We start from the raw sequence: 22,746 nt of genomic DNA, 5'->3' as shown, positions 1-22,746 counted from the left end.
TAGAGCAGTTTGGAGATGCTAACGAATAAAGCAGCTCCAAACTGTTCTATTTATAAGAAAATCAAGCAAAATTTAAAATAGTTGCTTTTGAGCAAAATTGTTTATACTTGTCATAATTAGGAGTATACTTAAACTGTAAACAATAGAAAGAAGGATTTTTTCATGGAAGTTAAAAATGTCACAGTAGCAGGCAGCGGTGTATTAGGAAGCCAAATTGCCTATCAGGTTTCTTACAAAGGATTCAATGTAACGGTATATGATATTAATGCCGAAGCTGTAGATGCAGCAAAAACACGTATGGGGAAATGGCAGCAGCGCTATAAAGAGGATTTAAATGCTACGGATGCAGACGTGAAAGAAGCATTTGAGAGTATCAGCTTTTCTATTGATTTAAAAGAAGCTGTTAAAGATGCTGATTTAATCATTGAAGCAGTACCTGAGAAAGAAGAAATTAAATTAGATTTCTATAAGAAATTAGCCGAAGTTGCTCCAGAAAAGACAGTTTTTGCGTCTAACTCATCTACCATGCTTCCCAGCCAATTTGCTGAAGCGACTGGGCGCCCAAGCCAATTTTTAATGCTTCACTTTGCAAATGAGATTTGGAAAAACAATACAGCTGAAATTATGAAGCATGAAGGAACAGACATGAAAGTATTTGAGGATGTTGTAGCATTTGCTAAACAAATCGGCATGGTTGCATTGCCTATTTATAAAGAACAGCCAGGCTACATCTTAAATTCCCTGCTTGTTCCATTCTTGGACGCAGCAGAAGAATTATTAGTAAATGATGTTGCCGATGCAGAAACCATTGATAAAACATGGATGGTAGCTACCGGAGCTCCTAAGGGCCCATTTGCTACGTTAGATGTTATTGGTATCCGCACACCTTATAACCTGTCTGCTGCGAAAGCAGAAGCCGGGGATAAAAAAGCTGAAAAAGTTGCGAAATTTTTAAAAGAAGAATACTTGGATAAAGGAAAATTTGGTATTGAATCCGGTGAAGGTTTTTATAAATATCCTGATCCGGCATTTGAAGATCCGGATTTCTTGAAGTAAGTTAAATAATCAGCAAAAAGCTGTCCGAAGTTTATCGGGCAGCTTTTGTTAATTATTGGTACCTTGTTGAATGGCCTGCTCCAGCTGATGATAGGATTCCACTGTCTTATCAGACTGACTTGCATTCATAATGACAAAGCTATCTGTCGTCCGGACGACAATAAAAGGAGCTTCATTTGAACGAAGGAATAATTTACCAGACCCTAAGCCTTCCAAACGATACTTCCCAAGATGCTTTCCAAATAAAGAAATGCCATTTGTACGAATCATAACTTCAGGAAGCTCATCATACAGGGAAATATCTTCAATATCTGAAAACGTCCATTCTTCGCCATACAAGCCTGATATTTCAAAGGAGTCACCATTTATTTCCAATTTATTCGGCATAAAAGGGATAGCAAAAACGATGATGACTAAAATGAGAGATACCATTAAAACCGTTTTGTTTATCTTTTGAGATTTTCTTTTCACCTTTTTCATCATCAAAAAAGTTTCGATAAATAAAACAACAAGCATAACAACATAAGAACTCTCAATTGCATAAGGAACGTGCAGGAGCTGAAGCAGGAAACCAATTGTTAGTACAATAGCAACATGCAGCATCATCTTACCGGCAGCACGTGGATAGCCTGCCTGGATCATCTTTTGCTGCTCTGCAGCCGTACTTGATTTGAATCCGCTGATTAAATAGTAGTTTTTACGTATTAAAATGAGGTAACTGAAAAAGAAAAACATAAGAATTAAAAAAATTTGAATTCCGTATAAATATTCCATCGGATGAGTCCCTCCATTTTTGCTTTGCACTCTAATTACGAGGGAAAGGCTGGAAAAGTTTCATTGATATGACGATAAATAGACTTTTCTTATGAAAACGAAAGCTGTGTCTTCAAAAACACTTGCTTTCTCCGCCGGTTAGGATTAAATTGTAGATACTCTTCATTGTATTAAATAATGTACGGATAAAGAGGTGATTAGGTGAAATACCTATTTGTGATGGTTGGTGCTTTTTTTGGAGCGATGGCACGCTATGAAATCAGTCTGTTATTTAGTGAGCAGCCATTTCCTATAGCTACGGCTGCGGTTAATATAATAGGCTGCTTCTTTCTGGGATTTCTGCTCACGCTTGTTACGCTTTCCAGACAGGATCGGCAGGTATGGGCATTGACGTTTGGTACAGGCTTTCTGGGGGCATTTACGACATTTTCTACCTTTGCATTGGATGTACTGATCCTTAACCTGCCAATGGCTCTTCTTTATATTGGGATTAGCCTGATTGTGGGAATTGTTTTTGCAGGGGCAGGTGTCTGGACAGCAAGAGCTGTTTATTCCAGGTTAAGGAAAACCCGAAATGTTAAGGAAGAAATATAAAGGAGGGTTATCCCTGTGTTTTTGGTAGGTCTCGGCGGCGCAGCCGGTGCGTTATTACGATACATAATCAGTGAATATATGAATGTGGTAAGAGTAGAAAAAGGAATCATTTTTCCTGTCGCTACCTGGATCATTAATATGACAGGATCTTTTCTGCTGGGTATTTTATATGGACTTGATTTACCCTCACAGCTTTGGCTTCTTTTAGGAGTAGGCTTTTGCGGCGGATACACGACATTTTCTACTTTCGGAAAAGAAGTTATTGATCTGCTGATGGATAAGCAGTGGCGGGTAGCTTTCCTGTATATTCTGGCGTCTGCTTTATTAAGTATTATAGCGGCTTGGGTTGGGATAGCAATGGTGCACTTGTTGGTTTAGCTGATTACTTAATACCTGTAATCGGGGAAACCAATTATTTGTATATTTGAAAGCGTTATCATAAAATAGGATTTGAAACGTATAAAAAACGAGGAGAGGTGCCAATGCAGGATAAGATTGTGCTGATAACTGGCGGAGCAGGAGGAATTGGTCAAGCAACGGCAAAATTATTTTTGGATCAGGGTGCAAAAGTTGTTCTAGTTGATATTAACGAATCATCCTTGGAAAAAGCAAAGCAATCCCTCACAACAAATCCAGAAAATATTGCTATTATCCAGGCAGATGTAACGAATGAAGCTGATGTAAAAAATTATGTCCAGGAAACGGTAAATCATTTTGGCAGAATTGACGTTTTCTTTAATAATGCAGGAATAAACGGTCCAGTTGCGGAAATTACAGATTTAGAGAAGGAAGCTTTCGAACAGATTATGGCTATTAATGTAACAGGTGTATTTTTAGGGCTGAAGCATGTTCTTACGCAAATGAAAAAACAGGGTCATGGACGGATTATTAATACAGCATCAAACGCAGCATACATTGGTTCTGCAGGGATGGTCGGGTATATCGCCTCCAAACATGCTGTTGCAGGAATAACCAAAACTGCAGCACTGGAAGCAGCTCCAGCAGGGATTCGCGTAAATGCAGTGGCACCTGCAGCAATTGATACACAGATGCTGGCTGATATTCAAAATAATTTAACGCCTGGTGAGCCGGAAAAATCAGGGGAAGCCATTAAGCAGGGTATTCCAGTTGGAAGGTTCGGTGCCCCTGAGGAGGTTGCGCAAATCGTTCGTTTTCTGGCATCGGATGAAGCTTCGTTTGTGCATGGAGCATTATATAATGTGGACGGTGGAATGCAGGCAGATTAGCATAATCATATAATAAAAAAATAGCAGCTATCTTCAGAAAATATTGAGATAGCTGCTATTTATATTGGAAAAATTAAATGCCGGTATTTTCAACAACCGCTTTTTTATCATTAAATTTCGTTTCATTCAGGTTGCCGAGCACTTTAGAAGTTACAGTACCTGAAACCATGCTGCCATTAACATTGACAGCTGTACGGCCCATATCAATGAGCGGCTCAACAGTAATCAGCAAGCCGGCTAAAGCAATTGGCAGTCCCATGGAGGACAGAACGATAATCGCTGCGAATGTTGCTCCGCCGCCGACACCGGCAACACCGAATGAACTGATAGCTGTAATTAATACAAGCTGTACAATAAAGTCAAGAGACATTGGATCAATACCGACCGTTGGTGCAATCATCACAGCAAGCATTGCAGGATAAATACCTGCGCAGGCATTTTGCCCCATCGTTGCTCCAAATGAAGCTGACATATTGGCAGCCCCATCATCTACACCAAGAGTCTCTTTCTGTGCTGTTACATTCAACGGAATCGCACCGGCGCTAGAACGGGAAGTAAAAGCAAATCCCAGTACCGGAAAAGTTTTTTTCATAAAAGTAACAGGATTTAATCTGAATCCGCTGATAATTAACATGTGAATGAGAACCATCACAATCATCGCCACGTAGGATGCAATCACAAATTTACCGAGCTGTACAATTCCCGCAAAATTTGTTGTAGCAACCATGTTCGTCATGAGTGCTAATACACCAAACGGAGTTAAGCGTAAAATGAGTGTTACCAGCCGCATTACAATTGCAAACACAGCATTAACCATTTTCGTGAATCTTTCAGCCTGTTCCGGCTGTTTCCTGCTTACGCCAAGGGTGGCTATCCCGACAAGGACAGAGAAAATAACGACTGCAATAACAGATGTGGAACGTTCTCCAGTCATATCTAAGAAGATATTATTTGGAATAAAGTTAACAATCCGTTGTGGTGTAGTTTCTTCTGACATAGATTCAAAACTTTCTTCCAGTGAAGCTCCCCGTTCTGTTTCTTCATGACCTGCTTCAATTTGTTCTGCATTCAGGTCAAAAATGAGAGATGTTGCCACACCGAGTGTTGCTGCGATAAGCGTTGTTGAAATAAGTACGCCAATCACCCAGCCGGCCATTTTTCCAAGCTGCTTTGTTTCGTTCAGATTGATAATAGCACGAATAATTGAAACCATAACGAGCGGAACAACAATCAGCATTAAGAAACGGATATATCCGCTGCCGACAATACTGTACCAGTCAAGGGTTCCTGTAAGAATATCCGAGTCTGCTCCATAAATAACTTGAAAAAGAGCACCCAATACAATTCCGATACCCATACCTGTAAATACACGCTTAGCAAAAGAAACATGTTTTTTCTGCATATAGATTAATAAACCAATTAATGCAAGTAAAACAATAATATTTAATACTATAAACCAATTATCCATTTGGTGTTATCCTCCTTATAAAATGTTCCTCATAAATCCAATGAAAATAATACGGATTAAACTATACAATGATTCTGCTGTGATTTCAAGATTGTTGCTTGAAATATTTTACTTAGTTTTTAAATCATATGCAAATAGTGGGATATTGGCTATTACTATTAACGATTTACAGAAGTCAGTTAGTTTCGTTTAATAAATTATCTTATATATTTAACTCCACTTTCGCACCTGAGAATAAGTATCTATACCTTCCTATTCCAGGATGAATATGTTCTTCATTATTCTGCTTGCATGTTGTTACCTTGTTATTGAAAGAAGATTGTGTATAGCGCCGCTCCGACCAACCACTACGCTTTCCATGGGGACGGCTTCAGCTAACTTGAAAGGAAAAACGCTTTTCAAGTGGATCTTCAGCTCGCCCTGTTCCCATAGGAGTCTACGTGGTTGGCCTGCGCTCTAATAGGATTCTACAGCGCATGGAAGAAATAATATCCTGATGAAGTTAGATGAAATCATCGTTTTTAGCCTAAATAAGCAATCATGCTGATGTTTCAAATGATTTTTAGCAGTTCAAATCATGACAGCATGAATAATCCATATCAAGAATAGCTTTCATGCACCAAAAATAAGGATTGCCGAGCATGTTTACCTTTACCATGCAACACGAAAATTCGTTCTGTCAGATCTGCCTTTTATTTGTTCAATTATTTCAGTATAGAATACCCTGCTAGCGGAGGCGGACCGTTTTGACTCCTGAAAGGAAAGCGGAAAGCGTCGATTAAAAACGTAACAACTGGACCGAAGCAACTGAGATAAAGGAATCACCGTGAGTTTACGAACGGATGATGACTTATCGTAGGGCGCTGTCGGGAAGTTGTCTAGTTTTTGACGTTTGTAGCTGGACAGGGATTAGCACCATCTGAAGATCCACTTTTGCCAAGTGATCTTCTTGGCAAAAGTTAGCTGAAGAGCGTGCCCCTAGGAAAGCAAAACGGTCCGCCGTAGCGGTCGCTTTACCTTCTATCTTTGTCAACAGATATATAGAAGAAATGATCAACTCCTATTCCTATGGATAGGAAGTTACTTTTTAATGTGCGAAAGTTGAGTATTTAATATGTACTATTTTTGAAATAACATTTAAATGAAGGCAAAAAAAGAAGAGCTGTAGGATGGTTTTCCCTTTTCAAAAGGATTAAACATTTTTTACAGCTCTTCTTTTATTTGTTTTTATTGCGTAAAGACTTTTTTCTCAACAGTATATTTTGCTAATTTTTCACGGTTAACTTCATATCCGATTCCAGGAGAAGCAGGAACCTGTACGATTCCATCTTTGACGTATACTTCTGGATCAATAATATCTTCCTCCCAATAGCGTGAAGAAGCGGCAGTATCTCCCGGCAATGTAAATGTAGAAAGGGAGGTAACCGCAATATTATGAGCACGCCCTACACCGGATTCAAGCATGCCTCCACACCACATTGGGATATTTGCTTCTTTACATAGCTCATGAATTCTTTTCAAGGTTGTAATTCCGCCGACACGACCGACCTTCATATTAATAATCTTCCCGCTACCGAGCTGAATTGCCTGTCGTGCATCATCATAGGAATGAATACTCTCATCCAGACAAATCGGTGTTTTAATATGCTTTTGCAACTCGGCATGATCAATTAAATCACCGGCTGTTAAAGGCTGCTCAATCATCATAAGGTTAAATGGATCCAGTTTTTTCAGTGTTTCCATATCATCAAGTGTGTAGGCAGAATTAGCATCAACCATCAGCGGAATATCAGGAAATTGCCTGCGGATTTGTTCAACAACCTCGACATCTTTTCCAGGCTTAATTTTGACTTTAATCCGTTTATAGCCTTCCTCTGTTTTCTCTTTAATATTGTTAAGAAGCTTTTCAATATCATCTTCAATTCCAAGACTGACTCCAACCTCGATATCAGTTCTGCATCCGCCGATTGCCTGTGCCAGGGAAATACCTTGCTGTTTGGCATAAATATCCCAGGCAGCTGCATCGATAGCTGCTTTTGCCAAATTATTGCGTTTGAAGGGTTCGAATAAATCCGTAAGCTCATCCGGATGGTTAAATTCACGCCCCAGTGTAAGCGGAATTAAGTATTCCTCCAGCATCACCCAGGCAGCTTTTGTAAATTCTTCAATATAAAGAGGGGACTCGGATGTGACACACTCGCCCCAGCCAACTGTACCATCTTCATCTTTTGCTTCCAAAATAATAAATTCACGATCCTGTTCGGTTCCAAAGCTTGTTGTAAATGGATTTTTCATTCGCATATTCATACGGTGCATTGTAATTTCTGTAATTTTCATAAGAAGAACTCCTTTTGTGGTAACTGCTAGTAAATTACCCCTTAAATAATGTAATAGCTGATTCTTATTTCATCATCGTATATATTCATACGTTGCATTCTATTATAATGAAGTCTATACTTTATAGCAATATTAAATAATTGTTTAGACTTCAAAAGAGGGATGGAATGGAAACAACATATCAAGAGCGTATAAAAGCACATTGGCCAAATTTAACAAAGGGACTGCAAAAGGTTGCAGATTATTTATTAAATGAACCAATTGCCTTTGCAACACATCCGGCAAAAAAGGTTGGAGAAATGATTGGTGTCAGTGAAACAATGGTGCTCCGATTCTGTAACGCTATCGGCTGCAAAGGCTATGCTGAATTACAGAAGGAAGTAAGAAATGAGCTCTTAAATCTATCACAAGTCACAGCAGAAATGACGGAAAGTACTTTTCATGATTCTGTGGAGGCAGATATAGAGAACCTCCGTTGGCTGCATAAACAGATAGATGCGGGACAATTAGAAAAAGTGGCCGATACGATTTTACAGAGTGAGCGGATTGTCATCGCTGGGTACTATCATTCCTATAGCTATGCACATTGGTTGTACTTTAACTTAAATTACATTATTGGAAACGTCAATCTGTTTCGTCCGGAAAGTGATGCAGGAGTACTGGATTTTTTACCTGAAAAATCATCATTAATTGTTTTTTCTTTCTACCGGTATGCTGTAGACACGATTCAATTAGCAAAAGATGCGCAGCGAAAAGGAATTAAAGTGATTGTCATTACAGATTCATTAGCTGCTCCAACGGTACCATTTGCAGATATAACACTCCCTGTCCACACCGCACATTCTGGAGACTCTCTCTTACAGAAAGGGCCAGTCAGTCTATCTCTTATTAATGCGATAATAGATAAAATCATTCGTAGAGTAGCGGATAAAGGGAAAAAGACACCGACATTTAATTATTTTATTAAATGAAATTTATTTTGCAGTATAATCTTTATCGACGTGAGATAAAGTTTAATGAAGAGACGTTGCTGAATTAGACTGGAAAAATAATTTAGAGCTGTTAAGAATATGTTTGAATTGAATAAAGATAAAAATCAAAGGCATGTTTTAAACTGCCTTTGATTTTTTATCCGGTCGTTGCTATCCCTGCATAAAAGCATCCATCGCCTGCTCAAATAACTTTAATTGGCTGTTTAACGTACTATTATCATTAGAGATAACATAGGAATACGTCCCGTCATCAGCCTGCTCCCTTGCTTTTACAGAATCATGCAGCATCAAATCCAGAATAGAAGAAACACGTTCCTTAATACGCCTTTCGAAAATTGGGAACATGAGCTCCACACGCTTGACCATATTACGTGTCATTAAATCTGCAGAGGACAAGAATATATTCACTTCACCATTATGGTGGAAATAATAAACCCGGCTATGCTCCAAAAAGCGGCCGACGATACTGATTACACGAATGTCCCCACTTATATCCGGAATACCGGGGCGCAGACAGCAAATCCCCCGGACAATTAAATCAACCTGAACGCCGGCTTGTGAGGCTTCATAAAACTTTTTAATTAAGGATTTATCAGTTAGAGAATTCATTTTAGCAATGATACGACCATTATTAAACTGCTTGTGAAACTTTATCTCCCGCTCGATATACTCCAATAAATCATTACGGATATCAAAAGGCGCCATCGAAAAATGGTGGAAAGCAGGCTTCTCTGTATAACCGCTCAAATAATTAAAGAAATTTGTCGCATCAACACCAAATTTTCTTTTTGCGGTTAAATAAGACATGTCGGTATAAAATTTGGCGGTTTGATCATTATAATTTCCAGTCCCGAGGTGGACGATACGTTCAATCCGGTTATCCTGTTTACGGACAATTAATGTAATTTTACTATGTGTTTTTAAAGAAATCATTCCATAAATAACATGACAGCCGGCTATTTCCAACTGTTTGGCCCACTCTACATTATTTGCCTCATCAAACCGTGCTTTTAATTCCACCAGAACCGTTACTTGTTTTCCATTTTCAGCAGCACGCTTTAAGCTGGCAATAATCGGAGAATCTCCGCTGACACGATAGAGTGTCTGCTTAATTGCCAGTACTTCCGGATCATCAGCAGCTTCCCGCATAAGATCAACAATCGGCTCAAACGATTCGTACGGATGGTGGAGAAAGAGATCTCTTTTTCTGACTGCTTCGAACACAGTCTCGTCCTCATGAATATCTTGCGCAGGCTGTGGGATGAAGGTTTCATAAATCAGCTGCTCATGATCATGCTTCACTTGATTATAAAAATCATTTAAACACGTTAAATCAAGCGGTCCATCAACAATGTACAGATCCTTTTCATGAATTTCCAGCTCATGAAGAAGAAATGGGGTGATATTCGCATCCTGTTCCATACTATTTATTTCAAGACGGACAGCTGCTCCGAATTTGCGCTTTTTCAACTCTTTTTCAATTTCCTTCAATAAGTCATGCGCGCTGTCTTCATGAATATTCATATCTGCATTTCTGGTAATACGGAATATGCTTGTTGAAATGACGCGGTATCCTTTAAAAAGCTTATGAATAAAATAGCGTATGACATCTTCTAATAAAACATAATGGTGATGCACATCATCAATTCGAATAAACCGGTCTAATAAAGCAGGAACCTGAACAATAGCTGTTTTTTTATAGATCTGTTCTTGTTCATACGCATCTTCTAATTGAACGGTAAGGTTTAAGGATTTATTTAACAGCATAGGAAAAGCACGGTAGGCATCGATCGCCATCGGGGTAAGAATTGGATAAACCTGCTCATCAAAATATAGCTCAAGAGAATATATTGCTTCTGCTGATAAATCAGCCATTTGAAAAAATTGAATCTGCACTTCTTCTAATTGATTCTGTAATTGTTTATACAGTCGATATTGCTGTTCTACTAAATCATGATTAAAGGATGCGATGGCAGAAAGCTGCTGCTTTGGGGTGAGATTTGATTTATTATCGGGGCGGTTAAATCCTGCCTTTACCTGATCCTTTAAGCCGGCTACACGAACCATAAAGAACTCATCCAGGTTTGAGGAAAAGATAGATAAAAATCGCAGCCTTTCAAGTAATGGATTGCCTGAATCAGCTGCTTCTTCTAATACACGTTTATTAAATGAGAGCCAGCTCAGCTCCCTGTTATTGTAAGAGGCAGGTGAGCTGGCGTATTTTGTATGTTGACCCATAGAACACCATCCCTTTTATAGTCCTATATACATCATAAGCTTTCTCTATATAAAGTATGTTAAAGTGGTGTAAAATTTGTGTAAACATTCCAGGGTAACTTAACAGGAACGATTTGAGCAAACAGCTCCTCATTAAATAATTACATGACATTTCACTATAAAGTAATAAATTCTAATTCCACATCCTTACCAATTGCTTTTTCCAGATGTTTCTTCTGCTTTTCAGTCTGATATTCCTCCGGCAGTGCATTTGCTTTTGTGTATACTTGAATAAGGACAATCTTTTTCTTTAATTTAAATTCAATCCGTTCTACAACTTGCCTTCTTGTAGCATCCAGACAATAGGTGAACTTTAATAAAGAACCAAGCTCCAACAGCTTTGTCCGATCATCTTTTAAAAACCATGACTTGTATGGCTGAATGAATTGATTAAACACAGTTTTGTTCTTAAAAGAAGCAACAAGTGCAAGCTTTACGCGTTCGCGATGCTCCAATCCGTCAATGGTACGGTTGGCAAGGAGATAGAAAGTATGCTGGGGACTTGATTCAGAATCAATATATTCACCGAGATTAAATAAAAAACTTGCCATTTTAAGCAGCCTCCGGTCCTGCTTATCTAATTGAATAAGTCCATTCTCTTTGCAAAAATCGAATACCTGCTCTGTTAAGCTTTGGACATGCTTAATATGTTTACGATTCAAATCAAAATCATTTACAAGCTCCTGGATGCTTTCTTCCAGAACATTTGGAAAGAGAGAGGAGTCAGATTCTTTTGCAAAATGTTCATATAAAATGCCATCCCGCAATCCTTTACGGCTTAGAACCAAGCTTTCCGCCCGGACAGTCTGATAGAGACAGTGAAAAACTTCAATTGCAGGGATGATGATATCTGCTCTATCTTTAGAAAGTCCTTCTACTTTTGCTAATTTAGCCGGCTTTAATGAGGTCAAATAATTACTTACTTCCATAATATCCTTTTGAAACATCTGATACTCATGGAGACCTGCCAAAGGATAAGACTCCAAATTTTGATGAATTTGTGCCAGGTTTCGGGCGCTTCCGCCGATAGCAATTAATTTCACTTCTCTGTTCTGAAGCCAGGGAAGTGTTGCAAATTGTTCTCTTAAGTATTGGCGCAGCTTTGTGATTTCCTCTGTAGCCGGGATGGATTTTTTAAAGCAATCCTTTAAAGTAAGCGCACCAAAAGGAAAACTGTGCGATTCCTTTAATTCACGGTTCTCGAAATAGGTAACCTCCGTACTGCCGCCGCCGATATCTACCGTAATTCCTTCTTGGAGTGACGTAGAATTGATAACAGCCAAGTAACCATAGTAAGCCTCTTCTTCTTCAGTTAGAATACGGATATTCAATCCTGTTTTTTGCACGATTTGTGTTTCAATTTCCTTTTTATTCACGGCTTGCCGGATAGCAGCAGTAGCTGCACAAATTGTGTCCTGCAGTGTATAGGTTGCCAGCACTTCCTGAAAACTTTTCAGTGTATCTATTAAACGGTCAATTCCGGCTTGGTTTAATGTATTATCTTCTTCTAAAAAAGTCCGCAGTCTGGATGAGGCTTTGACGTTCTCAATTTCTCTCAGACGGTTGCTCTTTGTTGTTTCGTAAATAACTAAACGCATTGTGTTTGAGCCGATATCAATAATGGCGTAGTTTAGTTTCTTCATTTTTTAGCCTCCCGTTTTTTCATCACTTTTTTTCAGTTTACCATATTTTTTAGCGGAAGAAGTCATAAAGATAGCTATATTATCAGAAAAAGGGGAATAATTTGATTATCGTTTTCTGGGTGAATGCATATCATGGTAGGAAGCAATCGGGAGAGGAGTGTATTAATAGAATGAATGAAATAAATTTACATTCAGGAAATCAACAGGCAATGTATCTAAATGAATTTTATAACGATGCTGGATTTAATAATCATTTATATAACTATGATACGAGGCGTCCATTTTATCATCATGGTCCAAGGCCGTTTTTTGGCAATCCTGCCTTCGGATTTGGGGTTCCGTTTCTGGGAGGGCTGGCAACAGGATTAGTACTTGACGGTATAGGCGGACCACCGCCATTTTACCCGTATCCTCCTTATTATCCGTATCCGCCGTATGGTTACTATCCGTATTGATAGTAGATTTATATATAGGATGATTTGAATGACGGGAGAAAAATTATCTTTTTAAAGCTGCCCTTTGGCAGTTTTTATTTTACATAAATTTAGAGGATTTTTTTCTGCTCATTATATAACTTATCTAATTGTTAGAGATATTTTTTCAAATTTTTAGCCAGGATAAAACGTGATAATCGACTTTATGCTTTGTATGATACAACCAAGCCCATTCATTTTCTGGGTGAACGCATACACTAAAAGAGGATTGGATAAAAAAGAGAGGAGTGAGCATGAAATGGATAAGGCACATATGCTTCCCGCAGATCAGACGGATTATCAAAGTAATATGGATCCCCGACTCTTTTTTGGAGGGCCTGGATGGGGTCCGGGATTTTTTGGTCCAGGATTTTATGGACCAGGTTTTTTTGGCCCCGGTCCTATTGGTCCAGGATTTGGAGGTCCGTATTATGGAAACCCGGTCTTTCAATATGGTATACCATTTCTAGGTGGAGTAATCACAGGTATGGCTATCGATAATTTTCCGCGTTATACCCCGGAGTCATATGGATATTCAGCTCCATATTGGGAAGGAAATCGATCTATTTAAATTCAACAGGCTACTAAGCTGTTTGGCTGTCAGGTGAGTCAGCTCTGAAGAAAAGTAAATTTTTATTGATAATGAGAATCAAATCTATGTGTGAACGGAAAATACATAGATTTGATTTTTTTCAGTGTGCATATAACAAAATAAACGATTTAATGCTTGTAAAGCGTTTTCTATTCCTTTATACTGTATCTAAATCGGTTTACTAAACCGGTTTATTAAAATGTATTTTAAAATAATTTAATAGGTGAAGCAAATGAAAAGAATAACAATGACAGATGTTGCCAAGCATGCCGGGGTGTCTAAAAGTACCGTTTCGCAGTATTTGAACGGAAGATTTGAATATATGAGTAAAGAAACCCGAACCAAGCTGGAACAGGCTGTAGAGGAATTGAACTATCAGCCGAATATGGTAGCCAGAAGCTTAAAGCAAAAGTCATCAACAACGATTGGTGTCATTGTGGCAAATATACTTCATGTATATTCAACCCAGGTTATTCGGGCGATTGAGGACTTATGCCATGAAAAGGATTTTCACCTTATTGTGTGCAATGCAGATGATCAGCCGGAGAAAGAAAAGAAGTATATTGAAATGCTGAAAGCAAAGCAGGTAGACGGAATAATTGCGTTTCCGACCGGTGGCAATGTAGCACTGTATCAGCAGCTGACAGAGGAAGGATATCCAATGGTATTTATGGATCGAACGGTCGAGGGGCTGAAGGTCGATACAATTCTATTAGATAATAAAAAAGCTGCCGCTCTTGCAGCAGATGAGTTAATGAACAAGGACTACAGACATTTAACGATGGTTAGTCCTCCTTTGACGCATCAGATTACTCCGAGAGTTGAGAGGGCACAGGAATTTATCAAAAAAGTGCAGGAAGAAGATAATCATACACGGAAGCTTTCTACAATCAGTGGAGAAATCAGAGAAATGAAGGGTCAGCTGCAGGAACTTTTTCAGCAAAAAGAAAGACCGGATGCTATTTTTGCAATGAATGACTTGACCCTGCATGAAGTGCTCTCTTTTTTGAAAAAGGAAAAGCTGCAGATACCTTCAGATGTTGCTGTAATCAGTGTGGATGAGGTATCATTTGCTGCGTTTTATACCCCGCCGTTAACAACTATCTCACAACCGGCGTTTGAAATGGGGAAAAAAGCAGCAGAGATTTTATTTTCTTTCATTCTAGAGCCTGAAAAACAGCATCGTTCTAAAATAATCCGGTTTGAACCAACGCTGAACCGGAGAGAGTCCTGCTAAGAAGATTATCAGCAATAGAAAAATGGACAAGCTTAAAAAGGAGGAATTTTTGATGAATATTATAGAAGGAATTAAACGGGAAAAGGTGGTTGCTGTTATCCGGAAATCGAATAAGGATAATATTGTGCCTATTCTGGAGGCTTTGGCAAAAGGCGGTATTCACCATGTAGAAATTACGGCAGAAACACCAAATGTCAATGATATTATCGCAGAGGCAGCTGCCAACACCGACGATTCAATTAGAGTGGGAGCCGGCACCGTGTTAGATCCGGAAACAGCAAGAGCGGTGATCTTAGCAGGAGCTGCTTTTGTTGTTGCGCCAACATTAAATAAAGAAACACTACAGTTATGTCAAAGGTATGGGGTGGAGCATATTCCAGGCGTTTTTACACCGACAGAAATTTTGACAGCATATGAAAACGGTGCACGTATGGTAAAAGTATTTCCTGCAGATGCAGTCGGACCCCGGTATATCAAAAATATTCTTGGTCCGCTGCCGCATGTAACAGCTATGGTTACAGGAGGGATTACCAGAGATAATCTAAAAGAGTACCTCCAAAACGGCAGTGCAGCAGTCGGTCTCGGCAGCAACTTAGTAGATGCTGCTAAATTAAAAACGGAAGAAGATTATCGTGCTTTAACAGAACGGGCACAGGAATTTATTGAATTAGCAAAATAATGGTTTTTAATGAATAGAAAAGTACTTATAGAGGTTTTATGGGGAGGAAAAGAAATGCGTGATGTAGTTAGTATGGGAGAGGCAATGGTTGTATTTAATCCAGATACAAAAGGACCGATGAAATTTGTTAATGGTTTTCAGAAAAATATTGGCGGTGCAGAATTAAACCTGGCGATTGGCTGTTCCCGATTAGGGTTAAGTACGGGTTTTGTCAGCAGGCTGGGGAATGATGAATTTGGAAAGTCTATCCGCACATTTGCCAGAGGAGAGCAGGTTGATACATCTGAGCTTAAGCTTGTAAAAGGTTATCCTACTTCTGTGTATTTTAAAGAAATTATGGAGGACGGCAATGTACAGACATTTTATTACCGGGACAAGTCACCAACGCTGACGATGAAGCCGGAGGAATTAAATGAATCGTATATTAAAAATGCACGTGTGCTCCATATCACAGGAATTTTCCCTGCCATCGGGGGGGATAATTTAAATGTCATGATGGAAGCAATCCGGCTGGCCAAAAAACATGGCGTGAAAATATCCTTTGACCCAAATATCCGCTTGAAAATGTGGACAAAAGAAGAAGCGCGGAAAGTTTTATTGGATATTCTTCCACATGTGGATATTTTACTTGCCGGGGATGAAGAAATGGATATTATTATTGGAGAGAGTGACCCCGAAAAGATTATTGAAAAAACAAAAGAAATCGGCATTCCAACCATTATTGTAAAACGCGGAGAGCATGGATCTGCCGGATATCATCAGGGACAGCTCATATATGCAGACCCTGTGAAGGCGACAAAGGTTGTGGATACAGTTGGTGCAGGTGATGGATTTAACGCCGGATTTTTATATGGTTATTTGCATGATTGGGATTTAGATCGCTCCCTCCATTTCGCAAATACAATTGGTTCCATGGTTGTAAGTATTACCGGGGACAATGAGGGATTGCCATATTACGAGGATGTGCAGGAAAGGCTTGGAGAAATTGAGAGAGTAGAAAGGTAACATGTCTCCAGGTAAGATTAGGGATTGCAGCAGGAAGTAATTTTTACGATTTTTCTGAAGATGACTTGCATTCTATGTTATGATAGGGATAAGCATTTTTTGCATAAATTGTATAAAAGGATAAACAAGAAAGGTTGATTAGTATGAAACTGGGCACAATTGGATCGGGTAAAATTGTTCAGGAAATGTTGCGGGCAATTGAACCGATTGAAGAAGTAACTTGTGTTGCTGCATATTCCAGAAAACAAGAAACAGCTGATGAATTAGCTGGAGATTATCAAATTCCTAAAACGTATACATCCCTGGAAGATTTTTTTGCTGATGAGGAGATGGATACAGTATATATCGCTTCACCCAATAAGCTGCATACAGAGCAAGCGCTCCAAGCTGTGAAGAATCACAAGCATGTGATTTGTGAAAAACCGTTTACACCGAATGCAGAGGATGCAAAAAAATTAAAGGAAGCAGCGGAACAAAATAATGTGTTTGTTTTTGAGGCAATTCCGACGCTGTTTTTACCTAACTTTTTAGAGCTGTCCAAACATATTGAACGTTTAGGGAAAATCCGGTTAATTCAATGTAATTATAGCCAGTATTCCAGCCGTTACGATCAATTAAAAGCCGGTGAGGTAACTAATATGTTTAATCCTGAGTTTGCAGGCGGTGCTTTATCTGATATTAATATTTATAATCTTCATTTCGTATTGCGTTTATTTGGCAAACCATCTGAAGTTACCTACAAGGCAAATTTATTTGAAAATGGTATAGATACTTCAGGTATTGCTTTACTCTCTTATCCTGGATTTCAAGCAAGCTGTGTTGGATCAAAGGATACAACCGGGGAAAATTTTGTCTCTATTCAGGGGGAAGACGGGTATATGTATATTAAGCCCGGTGCAAATGGCGTGAACAATGTAAAAATCACCATTGATGGAAAAACAAAGGACATTTCTGTAAAACAGGATCGTGCACGCCTTACCTATGAGTTTATTTATTTTAATAAAATTATCAAAAAGAATAATAAAAAAACATTTGAAGAATTAATAAATCACACTATTGCAGTTGCTGAGGTTTTAGAGGATGCACGTGCTCAGGCCGGGTTATAATCCCAGTCGGAGTAAACAGGCAGCAAAGTGAATGTTTCATCCTGTCTAATCAGCAAAATTTCTGCTATCTTCAATCCGGACAACCTTCCATAGAAGTTTTCCATCTTCTCGCACGGGAAGTTGTCCGTTATAAAATATAAACTAAATCGCCGTAGAGATTTATATACGGCGATTTTTTTCATCATTTATGGAGGACTTTTCGCATATAATCCAGAATGTGCATTATTCTTCAATATCTATAATATGGGATGATATGGATTGTTTCGGAATATTAATGATTAAAATTCCATTTTCAAGGGTTGCTGATGTGCTATTTTTTGGTATATTAAAAGGGAGTGTGATAATTCGTTCTTTTTGCTGGATGGATGTTTTATCAATGTTCTTCGTATCTGTGTTTAATGATAGGCTTTCTTTCTTTTCCAATTTTATTATAATACGGTTACCTATCATTTCAATTTGAATATCCTGACGGCGGTATCCGGGAACCTCTGCTTTCACATAAATGTTGTTCTCTTCTTCAATTATTTCTGCGGGGAAATCATTAAGTATCTGGCCCTGGAAGGATTTAAAAGAACGTGAAAATAAATTATCCATTCGATCCATAAATTGTTGAAAGGGGGCGAAATCAATATTCCAATTCTCAGGGAATACTTTTCTTTTATCAGAATGAGAATCGTGCTTATCAGAATTCATCAAAAAACCTCCTTACTCTAACTTTTGATTTCTGTGCTAAAACTATTCTATGCAGGCAGGGCAAAAGCTGTGTGTAAAAGTAGGGCTGTACCTTAAATTTGAAATCATTAGAAATTATATTATTTTATTCTGAAACAGAAATACATAAGCCGGATAAGGAGAAATATAAAAATAAAGGAGAGAAAAAAATTGAGCGATTTTTGTAAAGAATGTGGGCATCCCATTTCAGAAGGAGCTATGTTTTGTAAGAATTGTGGAGCAAAGGTAAATAAAATACTTTCAGAAAGTGAATCTCAAAAAGAACAGGCGGCAACAAATAATCAAACAGAGGCACAAATACCAGCATCGCAGAATAAATCAGAAAATTCAACACAGCACGGGCAAGAACCGCCAAAAGAAAGGAAGCCGCTATCAAAAAAGCAAAAACTAATTTTTAGTATTGTAGGTGTCTTAGCGATTGCTGGAATTGGATTTTATATTTGGGGTAATTCGTATTATGCAGAAGAAAAAGTTGTTGAAAGGTTTGTAGAAGCTTTAGTAGAACAGGATGAGGAAGAATTACATAGTCTTGTGCGTATGAACGGAAATGAAATTTCTGAAGAAGAGACAAAAGCATTGGCACAGCTTGTAGGAGAAAATCACAGAAATGTGAATATCAATGAGAACCGTCCGGAACGGGTAATATCTGATGGCACTCTTTTTTCTGTAGAAGAAGCAGATGAAAAAGGGATGCTCATCTTTACACAGTATATTATCGAGCTGGAGCCGCAATATGTATCTATCAGCTCTGATTTAGAAGGTGTTCAAACAACCTTTAATGGGAAAGAGTTTGATATCAGTGAACAAACAAGCTATTCAATAGAATACGGCCCAATCGCACCAGGAGCCTATGAGGCAATAAGTACGATAAGCACAGATTTTGGAGATTTAGAAAAGGATCAGACAGTGGTTTTAGCTGATTACTATAATTCATCTTCTTTGGAATTTGATGTATCAGAGGTCACTATTTATCCGAATCTGGAGACAAATCTACCATATGATGAAATCACATTTACAATAGACGGCCAGCCGGTAGAAATTGATCTGACAGAATACTCTGTTGATATCGGCCCTATATTGACAGACGGCTCATTAACATTGGAAACAAATGTTGAAACGCCGTGGGGAGCAATGGAAATGGACCCTATTGCTATTGATGACCGGTACGTTGATGTAAATATTGATTTCTTTAATGATACAATTAAAGAAGATATGGCTGATTCTATTGTCCAGTTTTCTGAGGAATATATTGCAGCTATTGCGAATCATGATACTTCTAATATGGAATACGCATCAGACTATGTAAAAGATGAGATGGAATTTGATTTTGAATATTCATCAGATGAGCTTTACTTTGAAGGGAGCTTAGATGAAATTGGTATCAGCTTTGCAGATTTAGAAGAAACGTACACGTTTAGTGATGACGGTCCTAATTTCGAAGTACCGGTGGAACTGTATGTGACAGGCGCATTGGAAGAGGGAGCTGACCAGGAAGAAGGCGCTCTGCCATTCCTGCTTGAAATCAGATACCAGGATGATAAGTGGATAGCTGAAGGATTATATGATTCCAGCTATACTACAGCAACAGAGTTCGAAATATATGATGGAGCCGGAGAAGTGTATGAAGCTTCAGGCTCAAGCAGTGATGACGATGAAGAAGATGACGAATAAGTTATAGATCATAATAGCTGGGGGATATCTGAATAGGTGTTCTCCAGCTTCTTTTTTATTTGATAAAATAACAGCTAAAAATAGATAGTACAGGATATGGAATTATGATTTTCTGATTTTTAGATAAAAGGACAGCTTATTTAGCCGGAGTAAATTTTTAACTGAATATTTGTATAAAAAAGGCTTGACCTGACAGCCACTTATCCGCTAATCTATACTATACGAATAATATAGAAGCGAGGAAGTCAGACAGTGAATATGTACACAGATAAACGGGCAGATTTTTATAAAGACCGTTATGAAAATAGAGCAAGATTAATCATTAAATGTCCTGACCAGCCGGGCATTGTCTCTGCAATTTCTACTTTTTTATGGAATGAGCAGGCAAATATTGTTTCATCGAATCAGTTTACCGTAAATCCAAAAGGCGGCGAATTCTTTATGCGTCTGGACTTTGAATATCAGCCTGGGACAGATGTTGAAAAGCTGAAGAAGGAATTCCGGGAGGTTGCAGAACGCTTTCAAATGGAGTGGCGCTTGAGCCTTGTTCATGAGTTGAAAAATATCGCTATCTTTGTCTCCAAAGAACCGCATTGCTTATTAGAGCTGTTATGGGAATGGCAAAGCGGGGACTTAATGGCGAATATTCCAGTGGTTATCAGCAATCATGAAAATTCACGGGAAATGGTTGAAGCATTAGGAATTGATTTTTATCATTTGCCGATTACAAAAGAAACAAAACAAGAGGTAGAGGCGAAGCAAAAAGAAATTTTAGATGACTATGATATTGATCTAATCGTTCTGGCAAGATATATGCAAATCCTTTCTCCAACATTTGTTGAAGATTTTAAAAATAGAATTATTAATATCCATCATTCTTTCCTGCCTGCATTTATCGGAGCTAAACCGTATGAACGTGCTTTTGAAAGAGGCGTAAAAATGATTGGTGCCACTTCTCATTATGTAACGAATGATTTAGATGAGGGACCAATTATTGAGCAGGGAACAGAGCCAGTCAGCCATGAGCATAATGTCGATGATTTGAAAAAGATTGGCCAGTCCATTGAACGCCGGGTGCTGGCACGGGCTGTTAAATGGCACTTGGAAGACCGTATTATCGTATATGGAAATAAATCTATTGTATTTGAATAAAAAAACACAGAGGAGGAACCCAATCGGTTCCTCCTCTGTGTTTTAAAATAATTAATTCTTTTCTGTTTCCCGTTCCCAGCATTCAATACCGGATTGGTCGTCTAAGGTATCTTTATAGAATACAGGGTCTTTTCCTTCTTTTCGTTGTTTCATGTAATCCTTTAATAAAACGTTGGCTTTTTTAAACAGGACTGTAATGGCAAGGAGGTTGAGTAAAGCAAGCAATGCCATAAAAATATCCGCTAACAGCCAGACAAGATCGAAGGATGCGAACGTACCGAAGATGACCATCAGTAATGCAGCGATTCGATATAGAAAAATCAATACCTTGGAATTTTTAATATAGGCCAGATTATTTTCCCCGTAATAGTAATTTCCAAGGATGGATGTAAAAGCAAATAAGAAAACAGAGATAGCAATAAATATACCAGCCCAGCTCCCTAACATTTGTGTGAAGGCCGTCTGTGTTAAAGCAATTCCATCCGCATCACTGCCGGCAAATCCTCCTGCAGACAGAATAACTAAACCAGTGGCAGTACATACAAGCAGTGTATCAAAGAAAACACCTAACGCTTGTACTAATCCTTGTTTAACGGGATGACTCACATCTGCAGTTGCTGCAGCGTTTGGTGCTGCCCCCATTCCTGCTTCATTAGAGAAAAGTCCGCGGCGGATACCCAGCATAATCGCAGCCCCGAAGCCTCCGCCGGCAACTTCACGGATACCAAAAGCATTTTCAAAGATTAATACAAACATATCTGGGATTGCAGTGATATTTAATATAACAATAACCAATGCAAGTCCAACGTAAATAATTGCCATAAATGGAACAATAATTTGTGATACGTTGGCAATACTTTTTAAACCGCCAAAGATAACTGCTGCTGTAAGAATCGTCAGGATAATGGCAATCCAGCCCGGACTGACGTTAAATTGTGAATCGAATGCGATACTTATCGTATTAGACTGTACAGAGCTGAATACAAATCCATAGGTGAATGTAATCATAATCGCAAAAATGATTCCCAGCCAGCGCCTATTCATTCCTTTTTCCATATAATAAGCGGGGCCGCCACGATATTGATGATTATCTTTTTCTTTATATAATTGTGCAAGTGTACTTTCTACAAATCCGGATGCTGCGCCGATAATGGCGATAAGCCACATCCAGAATAAAGCACCCGGTCCGCCTAAAGCTATTGCCGTTGCAACTCCTGCCATATTTCCTGTACCTACCCGGGAAGCTGCACTGATTGCAAATGCCTGGAAAGAGCTTGTTCCCTTCGTTCCAGATGCATCATAAGAACGTTTGTCGAATACAGTACGAAACATTTCCGGGAGTAAACGAAATTGGACAAATCCAGTTCTGAGAGTGAAATAAAGTCCCACTCCTATCAATACGACAATCAGGATATAAGTCCAGATGAAATCATTAAAATGATTTAAAATTGTATAAATAAAATCCATTAATCTCTTCCTTTCTAGTTGAAAATTGCTTCTTTGCTGTTTGAATCTGCAGGAATATTAGCAAGGTAAGAAGTAATGTTGCATGAGGGTACCTTGCTCTGTATGGAAATTTTTGAGCTGAGAAAATGGTAAGGAATGTAATACTGTGTACTGATAGTGTTAGATAAAGACAATATATTATAGCATAGATTTATAATAGTTCCATTAATTTTAAAAGAGGGGAATTATTGTAAAAATTCATAGA

Annotated in this window: 20 protein-coding genes; 13 read left to right on the top strand and 7 right to left on the bottom strand. The window is 38.5% G+C overall.

Going from position 1 to position 22,746, the window contains the following annotated elements; all coding sequences use genetic code 11:
* Positions 1 to 162: 162 nt before the first annotated feature.
* The gene (locus IEX29_RS01185; protein ID WP_188732722.1) at positions 163 to 1,056 is read left to right on the top strand and encodes a 3-hydroxyacyl-CoA dehydrogenase; all 894 of its coding nucleotides are present in this window, start codon (positions 163 to 165) and stop codon (positions 1,054 to 1,056) included.
* Positions 1,057 to 1,104: 48 nt separating this feature from the next.
* Here IEX29_RS01185 and IEX29_RS01180 read toward each other — a convergent pair whose 3' ends face one another.
* Positions 1,105 to 1,830, bottom strand: coding sequence for a DUF3784 domain-containing protein (locus IEX29_RS01180; protein WP_188732721.1), 726 nt, complete (start codon positions 1,828 to 1,830; stop codon positions 1,105 to 1,107).
* A 201-nt stretch (positions 1,831 to 2,031) separates the two neighbouring features.
* Between IEX29_RS01180 and crcB (IEX29_RS01175) the strand changes: the two genes are divergently transcribed.
* From crcB (IEX29_RS01175) to IEX29_RS01165, 3 genes are all read left to right on the top strand, one after another.
* Complete coding sequence (gene crcB, locus IEX29_RS01175; protein ID WP_188732719.1) at positions 2,032 to 2,424, top strand: fluoride efflux transporter CrcB; 393 nt, start codon at positions 2,032 to 2,034, stop codon at positions 2,422 to 2,424.
* Between the two features lie 15 nt (positions 2,425 to 2,439).
* Positions 2,440 to 2,802 (top strand): fluoride efflux transporter CrcB, encoded by a 363-nt coding sequence (gene crcB, locus IEX29_RS01170; protein ID WP_188732717.1) that lies wholly within the window; start codon positions 2,440 to 2,442, stop codon positions 2,800 to 2,802.
* Positions 2,803 to 2,906: 104 nt separating this feature from the next.
* Entirely contained in the window at positions 2,907 to 3,671 is a 765-nt protein-coding gene (locus tag IEX29_RS01165) for an SDR family NAD(P)-dependent oxidoreductase (RefSeq protein ID WP_188732715.1), read from the top strand.
* A 73-nt stretch (positions 3,672 to 3,744) separates the two neighbouring features.
* Here IEX29_RS01165 and IEX29_RS01160 read toward each other — a convergent pair whose 3' ends face one another.
* The gene (locus IEX29_RS01160) at positions 3,745 to 5,139 is read right to left on the bottom strand and encodes an L-cystine transporter (protein ID WP_188732714.1); all 1,395 of its coding nucleotides are present in this window, start codon (positions 5,137 to 5,139) and stop codon (positions 3,745 to 3,747) included.
* A 1,227-nt stretch (positions 5,140 to 6,366) separates the two neighbouring features.
* Positions 6,367 to 7,476 carry an o-succinylbenzoate synthase gene (menC, locus tag IEX29_RS01155; RefSeq protein ID WP_188732712.1) on the bottom strand — a complete coding sequence of 370 codons (1,110 nt, stop codon included), beginning with the start codon at positions 7,474 to 7,476 and terminating at the stop codon, positions 6,367 to 6,369.
* Between the two features lie 167 nt (positions 7,477 to 7,643).
* Between menC and IEX29_RS01150 the strand changes: the two genes are divergently transcribed.
* The gene (locus IEX29_RS01150) at positions 7,644 to 8,447 is read left to right on the top strand and encodes a MurR/RpiR family transcriptional regulator (protein ID WP_188732711.1); all 804 of its coding nucleotides are present in this window, start codon (positions 7,644 to 7,646) and stop codon (positions 8,445 to 8,447) included.
* Positions 8,448 to 8,618: 171 nt separating this feature from the next.
* On the opposite strand, the gene IEX29_RS01145 is transcribed toward IEX29_RS01150, so the two are convergent.
* Together IEX29_RS01145 and IEX29_RS01140 are read right to left on the bottom strand one after the other, a co-directional pair.
* Entirely contained in the window at positions 8,619 to 10,706 is a 2,088-nt protein-coding gene (locus IEX29_RS01145; RefSeq protein WP_188732709.1) for an RNA degradosome polyphosphate kinase, read from the bottom strand.
* A 155-nt stretch (positions 10,707 to 10,861) separates the two neighbouring features.
* Positions 10,862 to 12,388 (bottom strand): Ppx/GppA family phosphatase, encoded by a 1,527-nt coding sequence (locus IEX29_RS01140; RefSeq protein WP_188732707.1) that lies wholly within the window; start codon positions 12,386 to 12,388, stop codon positions 10,862 to 10,864.
* A 170-nt stretch (positions 12,389 to 12,558) separates the two neighbouring features.
* On the opposite strand from IEX29_RS01140, the gene ymaG reads away from it, so the two are divergent.
* From ymaG to IEX29_RS01110, 6 genes are all read left to right on the top strand, one after another.
* Positions 12,559 to 12,843: an inner spore coat protein YmaG gene (gene ymaG / locus IEX29_RS01135; RefSeq protein ID WP_229720037.1), complete on the top strand. Its 285-nt coding sequence runs from the start codon at positions 12,559 to 12,561 to the stop codon at positions 12,841 to 12,843.
* Between the two features lie 277 nt (positions 12,844 to 13,120).
* Positions 13,121 to 13,432, top strand: a complete 312-nt coding sequence (locus tag IEX29_RS01130; protein WP_188732705.1) for a hypothetical protein — start codon at positions 13,121 to 13,123, stop codon at positions 13,430 to 13,432.
* 253 nt (positions 13,433 to 13,685) lie between these two features.
* On the top strand, positions 13,686 to 14,690 hold the full coding sequence (locus IEX29_RS01125) for a LacI family DNA-binding transcriptional regulator (RefSeq protein ID WP_188732703.1): 1,005 nt from the start codon (positions 13,686 to 13,688) through the stop codon (positions 14,688 to 14,690).
* A gap of 52 nt (positions 14,691 to 14,742) precedes the next feature.
* The gene (locus IEX29_RS01120) at positions 14,743 to 15,369 is read left to right on the top strand and encodes a bifunctional 4-hydroxy-2-oxoglutarate aldolase/2-dehydro-3-deoxy-phosphogluconate aldolase (RefSeq protein WP_188732702.1); all 627 of its coding nucleotides are present in this window, start codon (positions 14,743 to 14,745) and stop codon (positions 15,367 to 15,369) included.
* Between the two features lie 9 nt (positions 15,370 to 15,378).
* The gene (locus tag IEX29_RS01115) at positions 15,379 to 16,374 is read left to right on the top strand and encodes a sugar kinase (RefSeq protein ID WP_373290616.1); all 996 of its coding nucleotides are present in this window, start codon (positions 15,379 to 15,381) and stop codon (positions 16,372 to 16,374) included.
* 143 nt (positions 16,375 to 16,517) lie between these two features.
* Complete coding sequence (locus IEX29_RS01110) at positions 16,518 to 17,480, top strand: Gfo/Idh/MocA family protein (protein ID WP_188732699.1); 963 nt, start codon at positions 16,518 to 16,520, stop codon at positions 17,478 to 17,480.
* 222 nt (positions 17,481 to 17,702) lie between these two features.
* On the opposite strand, the gene IEX29_RS01105 is transcribed toward IEX29_RS01110, so the two are convergent.
* Positions 17,703 to 18,173 carry an Hsp20/alpha crystallin family protein gene (locus IEX29_RS01105; RefSeq protein WP_188732698.1) on the bottom strand — a complete coding sequence of 157 codons (471 nt, stop codon included), beginning with the start codon at positions 18,171 to 18,173 and terminating at the stop codon, positions 17,703 to 17,705.
* A 189-nt stretch (positions 18,174 to 18,362) separates the two neighbouring features.
* On the opposite strand from IEX29_RS01105, the gene IEX29_RS01100 reads away from it, so the two are divergent.
* Together IEX29_RS01100 and purU are read left to right on the top strand one after the other, a co-directional pair.
* Positions 18,363 to 19,883 (top strand): zinc ribbon domain-containing protein, encoded by a 1,521-nt coding sequence (locus IEX29_RS01100; RefSeq protein WP_188732697.1) that lies wholly within the window; start codon positions 18,363 to 18,365, stop codon positions 19,881 to 19,883.
* A gap of 252 nt (positions 19,884 to 20,135) precedes the next feature.
* Positions 20,136 to 21,035, top strand: a complete 900-nt coding sequence (purU, locus tag IEX29_RS01095; protein ID WP_373290615.1) for a formyltetrahydrofolate deformylase — start codon at positions 20,136 to 20,138, stop codon at positions 21,033 to 21,035.
* Between the two features lie 51 nt (positions 21,036 to 21,086).
* Here purU and IEX29_RS01090 read toward each other — a convergent pair whose 3' ends face one another.
* On the bottom strand, positions 21,087 to 22,502 hold the full coding sequence (locus IEX29_RS01090) for an alanine/glycine:cation symporter family protein (RefSeq protein WP_188732695.1): 1,416 nt from the start codon (positions 22,500 to 22,502) through the stop codon (positions 21,087 to 21,089).
* Between the last annotated feature and the right edge of the window lie 244 nt (positions 22,503 to 22,746).

Source organism: Oceanobacillus neutriphilus (assembly GCF_014645515.1).
Lineage (GTDB): Bacteria > Bacillota > Bacilli > Bacillales > Amphibacillaceae > Oceanobacillus > Oceanobacillus neutriphilus.
The sequence above is the reverse complement of the archived record's forward strand: the minus strand, read 5'-3'. Positions and strand labels throughout refer to the sequence as shown.